Origin of the sequence: Vibrio penaeicida, assembly GCF_002933855.1 — a bacterium.
Lineage (GTDB): Bacteria > Pseudomonadota > Gammaproteobacteria > Enterobacterales > Vibrionaceae > Vibrio > Vibrio penaeicida_A.
In genome coordinates this window covers 18937-24081 of sequence record NZ_BFAQ01000046.1, presented here as the reverse complement: position 1 = coordinate 24081, position 5145 = coordinate 18937, and the positions used below count along the sequence as shown (strand labels likewise).

Annotated in this window: 7 protein-coding genes; 6 read left to right on the top strand and 1 reads right to left on the bottom strand. The window is 46.0% G+C overall.

The window, feature by feature from the left end; all coding sequences use genetic code 11:
• Positions 1-223: 223 nt before the first annotated feature.
• Positions 224-433, bottom strand: a complete 210-nt coding sequence (locus tag VPNCDNU1_RS29165) for a hypothetical protein (RefSeq protein WP_237324204.1) — start codon at positions 431-433, stop codon at positions 224-226.
• A gap of 687 nt (positions 434-1120) precedes the next feature.
• Between VPNCDNU1_RS29165 and VPNCDNU1_RS23575 the strand changes: the two genes are divergently transcribed.
• From VPNCDNU1_RS23575 to lysC, 6 genes are all read left to right on the top strand, one after another.
• The gene (locus tag VPNCDNU1_RS23575) at positions 1121-1828 is read left to right on the top strand and encodes an AHH domain-containing protein (RefSeq protein ID WP_104402624.1); all 708 of its coding nucleotides are present in this window, start codon (positions 1121-1123) and stop codon (positions 1826-1828) included.
• A complete protein-coding gene (locus VPNCDNU1_RS23570) occupies positions 1825-2397 on the top strand; it encodes a hypothetical protein (RefSeq protein WP_104402623.1) in 573 nt (190 codons plus the stop codon). Before VPNCDNU1_RS23575 ends, VPNCDNU1_RS23570 begins: the two co-directional genes overlap by 4 nt.
• Before the next feature lie 303 nt (positions 2398-2700).
• Entirely contained in the window at positions 2701-3501 is an 801-nt protein-coding gene (locus tag VPNCDNU1_RS23565; protein WP_104402622.1) for a TIGR02642 family protein, read from the top strand.
• A gap of 99 nt (positions 3502-3600) precedes the next feature.
• A complete protein-coding gene (locus VPNCDNU1_RS23560) occupies positions 3601-3801 on the top strand; it encodes a hypothetical protein (protein ID WP_104402621.1) in 201 nt (66 codons plus the stop codon).
• Entirely contained in the window at positions 3798-4406 is a 609-nt protein-coding gene (locus tag VPNCDNU1_RS23555) for a lysozyme (RefSeq protein ID WP_104402620.1), read from the top strand. Before VPNCDNU1_RS23560 ends, VPNCDNU1_RS23555 begins: the two co-directional genes overlap by 4 nt.
• Positions 4407-4633: 227 nt before the next feature.
• Positions 4634-4906: an Rz1-like lysis system protein LysC gene (gene lysC / locus VPNCDNU1_RS23545; protein WP_224055539.1), complete on the top strand. Its 273-nt coding sequence runs from the start codon at positions 4634-4636 to the stop codon at positions 4904-4906.
• Positions 4907-5145 lie beyond the last annotated feature (239 nt).

Here is a 5145-nt window from a genome sequence, read left to right as displayed (position 1 = left end):
AACCTACCCTGAGACCTATATCAAATTTAGCGCCGTCAATGGTAAACCAACACTGAGCAATTTTGATATCGAAGGTAGGCAGAGTGTCATAAAGTTTTATGCTAATTCTGCCGATGTCGTGGAATTTAAAGGTACTTTTTGGGGAAGAGCTGAGTTTATGTGATGTCCTATTTTATAATGTTTCCTGAAATATAAAAACACTTCAACTAGCAGTAACGTTACCCTAGCCGATTTCAATTTCTTTAAAGTTGAGTCCCGATAAGTGATTCGAGGTGACCACGTCATAGAGACCATCGAGTTGGTCAGTGCAGAACGTAAGTAAACCTGCTCCTTGTACCCTAAAAATGCCCCCATCTGAAGTAGGATCTTTTGCCACCACCAGCTTTTTGAATGGACGCACTCGACTTGGCTTACCATTATTGCGAAGGTTCATGATAGTTCTTTCTTCAAGGGATCTAGTGAAGTTCAATGTTAACCAGCGTTCCCCATTAAGATTTAACGGCAGGAACTCGTAGTATGTTTTTAATCCATCGAGCTTTTTCACTATCTGTTCTGAGGCTGCAAGGGCAGTAGCTCCCCACACAGCAATGTCGGGCTTAGATACTTCAGACTCACCGTCTACTTTTAGCCAGTCAACACTGATAGGGTGCTAGTCGGAAGCTAAAGATTCACCATTCAAATCTGGAAATTCTTGAGTGGTTGCCTGAAGTGACATTTCCAGTTCACTTTCCTGAAGAATTGCAAATTCATTGGTGTTAGCAGTAACAATAAAAAACTCGGCTAAATGTCGTCATACTTGTACTATTGGTTTTAATCTGTGTTTTCCATGCCATAGAAGCTAACCCCAATAAACGTGTTACTCTTGTATTCTATCCTAAAGTCCGTCGTTGATATTTGAGCAACTTTCAGCGAATTCAATGGGGTCAAAAATGAGCACTCTAGTGTTTAAAGAAGTAAATGTAGCCTAAGGTAATTGCATAGACAGAGCTCCACCTAAAACCTCGACACACATCGCAAATAATCCAATGAATCACACTTATGTGTCAGCTTGCTTATGCGATAATAAGCTTAGGCGAAATATTTTATTTCTATAGATATCAATAAGAAAGAGTGGTTCACTATGGCGGCAGTAGTATCTACGTCATCCCCAGTGATGGCGTTACCGAAACGACCCAGTAATCCAACACCTTTGGAGCTGGCGATCTACAACTATGAGAAACAAGTGCTTGAATACAAGAAAAAGCAAAAGCAATTTAAAGCAGAAAAGCGTGCAGAGCTCATAAAGGATTGGGAACATCTACAGCGAGAGAGGACCCGAATTTCCATTCAAGCAGAACTGCAAAAAGACTTAGAAAGTTACCGTGCTGATGCGCTAGACAAATCTCCTCGTGAACTCGCTATGGAGCCGCATCACCCGACACGTATTCTAGCCAAAAACCTAACCGCGATAGCGGAGCCTAAGCCAAGTCCAAATCACGACCCACACCACATAGTGATGGGAAAAGGCAGATGGCGAGCGTTCGATATGATGAATGTTCGACTTAGTATGCATGCGCACGGGCTAGGGATTAACGATCCAACAAACGGCGTTTGGTTGCCAAGAAACAAGAAAGACAAAGGGCACTGGGCTACACCAAATGCGCCTGCCCATAAAGAGATCCACAGATTCAATTATGAATCCTGGATAGTTTCAGCAATTGGTAAAACCATCACGTCCGAGCATATTTTGAAAAACCGATTAAGAAACGTAAAGATGAAATTGAAAACAGGTACCCACCCACAGAAAATCCTTCAGCCTAAAGATGCAACATGGAGAGGTAACGAATGAACGTTTATCAACTGAAAAATCTGCCAGAACAATATCAAACGTTTGATCTTGATTTACTCGAGTTATGTGACCAACTAGGCAGCGACGAATTAATGGCAAGAATGCTCAATGCCAAATTTTCGTGTGAACCATTGGCATCTTATTGGGGGAAGATTTCTCATCATTTCGGCTCGCCATTGGCGAGCGTAACGGCAATTCCAGACGTCTCTCTTTGGGGGAGTAACTTCTTGGTACTAAACCAAAAAGCCTACGACGCACTCGCACCAGCTGTTCAGGGCGAGGGTGAATTCCTTGCTATCACAGCAAATGGTGATCAATACCATGTATTCAATTGCTTAAGTTATGCTAAAGAAGATGAATCCCTAACAGAAAAACAGTACCTAGACGGCTATGAAGACGGGCTAAAAAGCTTAGCATTTGATAAAGGTTCAACAGCCAATCGGTATCTTTTCAAATCACAAATTGAAGGAAGCAACCGCTTGTTTGCCAGTCAAAGTTTTGAAGATCTTTGCACCAATGCTAATTTGTCTGGGCTTCGGTTTGATTCAGATTTGCTTAACGAATTTTAGAATAAAAGCTATAGACATAAGATAAACTAGTTCGTTAAACGTTTTTTCTAATTGATTTAATAGAACCATACTGAAAGTATCTCGGATACGGTAAAAATCAAGAATGGTAAGGGAGTATGCAGTCATAACTACGATTGTTTATCTTTGAATTTGATGTAACTGTTTTTATATACAGTGTATAATGGTGCTCTAACGTGAATTTTTCATGACGAGATGCATGGGCTATCAAAGGTCGCTTTTCATCGAAACGCGTTCTTGGCATGCGGCAGTGCCCCGTCTGAATAAACGCGGATAGGAGGCACCATGAGCAGAGCGCTTGAACTTTTGATGCGAATGCATCTGGAAAAAACACCCACCGTTGAGCGGGGGAAAGCCGTCCTGACTGGGGATGTGATCATCGGCATATTGGGGTTGATGCAAAGACAACATCCCTTAGGGAGCGATCTCATTATGGCTCGCTGGCTGGATGACCACCCCGCAATTTCACGTGTGACTGACTCCTTGCACCAATGGGTGAACGACGCCCCTTTACAGCGAAAAGATCTTGCCAATCACGTCGCCTACATTGCCTTTGAAGTCTTTTGTGGTAAACCTATTTTGCCGCAACGCCGAAAGTTGACGTCACTATGGCGAAAGCACAGTGAACAAGGGCGTCGAAGCAAACGTTTGATCAAACAATGGCGAATTCAGAGCAAACGCCTTCAAACTCAACTCTCTGATGGGACGACGCCGCATCGGCTGGACGAACGCCAAAAGGAAGTGGAACACTATGAACAGCTCATCGCTCGGGAAAAAACACGCATTGATGCCTACGCGACTGCGCAAGCCACACAAAGTACACACTGCCCAAAATGTCGAGGTACCGGAGTGAGTCAACCGGGGAAAACGTGTCATGAATGTGGCGGTCATGGGCGGATCGCCCCCGATCCAAATAAGATACGACAGCACCTTCGTGCACTTGGGGTAGCCAGAGTGACGGAATCGGTGTGGCGAGATGAACTGAAACCGTTCTTTTATCATGTCAGTTCGCGTTTACACCTTGAGCATGACGAGGCTGTGCGTTATTTGGAAGAGCGCTTGGTGAAGGAGAAACAGGTCGTGTGACTTGAACTTGGCCTAAATCTGGTTCATTATTATCCCATCATCACAAGCCTCACCCTCATGGGTGGGGCTTTTTCGTTTCCGCTCTTCGAGGATAGAAACATGACGGATGTGTTCGATCGTGTGACCGCTTGGCTGGTGTATTTATTCAGTGCAACCGGTGCCTTCTTCAGTACGCTGAGTTTGGAGTGGTGGCAGTTTCTCTGTTCGCTGGTGCTTGGACTCGCCATGCTGATCATCAACATTCGTCATAAAAGAGCGATGCGAAAAATTGCCCGAGAAAAAGGGATCAAGCTGCAATGAGAGCGGGACCTCAACTCAATCAGCTCACCAAACCTTTACTCATTGCGGTGATCGCACTCACGGGTGGATTTGAAGGGTACCGATTGATTGCTTATCAAGACAGCGGTGGTGTATGGACCGCTTGTTATGGTGAAACGTTAGGGATCCAGCCTGACGCACGATTCTCACCCGAAGAGTGTGACGCCATGTTTGGGGCATCTCTCAGTCGTCACAACACCCCTTTGGAGTCGCTCTCCCATGAATTACCTGCTCATGTCCACATGGCGTCACTGGATCTGGCGTACAACATTGGAACTCATGCGTTCCAGCGTTCTACGATGTATCAGCTACTGGAGCAGCAAGACTACCCGCGAGCTTGTCTTGAGCCGTTGCGTTGGCGGTTCGTAAATAGTAAAGACTGCCGCATAGCTGAAAACCGCTGCCGAGGCATTGTGGTCAGAAGGCAGATCACTTCACAAGTGTGTTTGGGTGACATGTCCATCAATGACGCACTTAAGGCGTTAGGGCAATCTCCTTTAGACGCCGATATTCTGGAGCAGTTAAATGCTGATGCTGTCACCACTGATGAAGTGGTTAGGGCTCGCCTTGATCACCTTGGTGCCTAGTGGGCTCTTGTGGCTCCAGAATCGGAGTTACCAGGTGGAAATAGAACAACTCAAATCGCACTTGATACAGAGCCAAACGTCAGTAGATCAGCAACGCTCCGTGATCGAACAACTCAAAAAACACAATGCAGAGAGCACCCGACTTTATGCTGAGCGCTTACAACGAGAGAAGGCAAAGCGCAAAGCGCTGAAAGCCGAACGGCTCTTTTATCAGAACGCCCTCGCAGATGAAACCTGTTATCAGCGCCCTTGGCCCGATGCTGTTATTGAGCGCTTGCACCAGCCCTATTGAACCCGTATCGGTTCAGATGATCCGCATTTTGCCGCCAGAAGGGCTCATCGTTCCTTGTGACAAGCCATCTCTCGTGGGACGAACGCCAATACAAACGCTCTCAACGGATATTCCTAACCTAAAACGGGCGTTGAAAGAGTGTGCGTTTCAAGCGGAATCCTACTTGAAATGGCGTGCCGCCCAACAAGCATCCGATACGGAGGAGTGACATCATGCGGATAATTAAATGGGCTGGGTTAAGAATGCGACGCCAAAAAGGGCAGTCGCCATCGTGATGGTTGGTGATGGCAAAGACCGACTGGGCACAGCTGCAGACACAATTTGAACGCGAGAATCGGGAAAACGGGGTTGGAGCGCGAGAATGGTGTGAGCAACATGGGCTCAACTACCACAGCGCCAGACGGTACATCAAAGTGCGCAAATCTGCGCCATGTAAAAGTGCGCAGA

What these genes read in the sequence shown, in the direction of transcription:
- VPNCDNU1_RS23555 (WP_104402620.1), top strand. Translation starts at nt 3,798, where the DNA reads ATGAGAGCGGGACCTCAACTCAATCAGCTCACCAAACCTTTACTCATT.
- VPNCDNU1_RS23570 (WP_104402623.1), top strand. Translation starts at nt 1,825, where the DNA reads ATGAACGTTTATCAACTGAAAAATCTGCCAGAACAATATCAAACGTTT.
- VPNCDNU1_RS29165 (WP_237324204.1), bottom strand. Translation starts at nt 433, where the DNA reads ATGAACCTTCGCAATAATGGTAAGCCAAGTCGAGTGCGTCCATTCAAA.
- VPNCDNU1_RS23560 (WP_104402621.1), top strand. Translation starts at nt 3,601, where the DNA reads ATGACGGATGTGTTCGATCGTGTGACCGCTTGGCTGGTGTATTTATTC.
- VPNCDNU1_RS23565 (WP_104402622.1), top strand. Translation starts at nt 2,701, where the DNA reads ATGAGCAGAGCGCTTGAACTTTTGATGCGAATGCATCTGGAAAAAACA.
- VPNCDNU1_RS23575 (WP_104402624.1), top strand. Translation starts at nt 1,121, where the DNA reads ATGGCGGCAGTAGTATCTACGTCATCCCCAGTGATGGCGTTACCGAAA.
- lysC (WP_224055539.1), top strand. Translation starts at nt 4,634, where the DNA reads ATGAAACCTGTTATCAGCGCCCTTGGCCCGATGCTGTTATTGAGCGCT.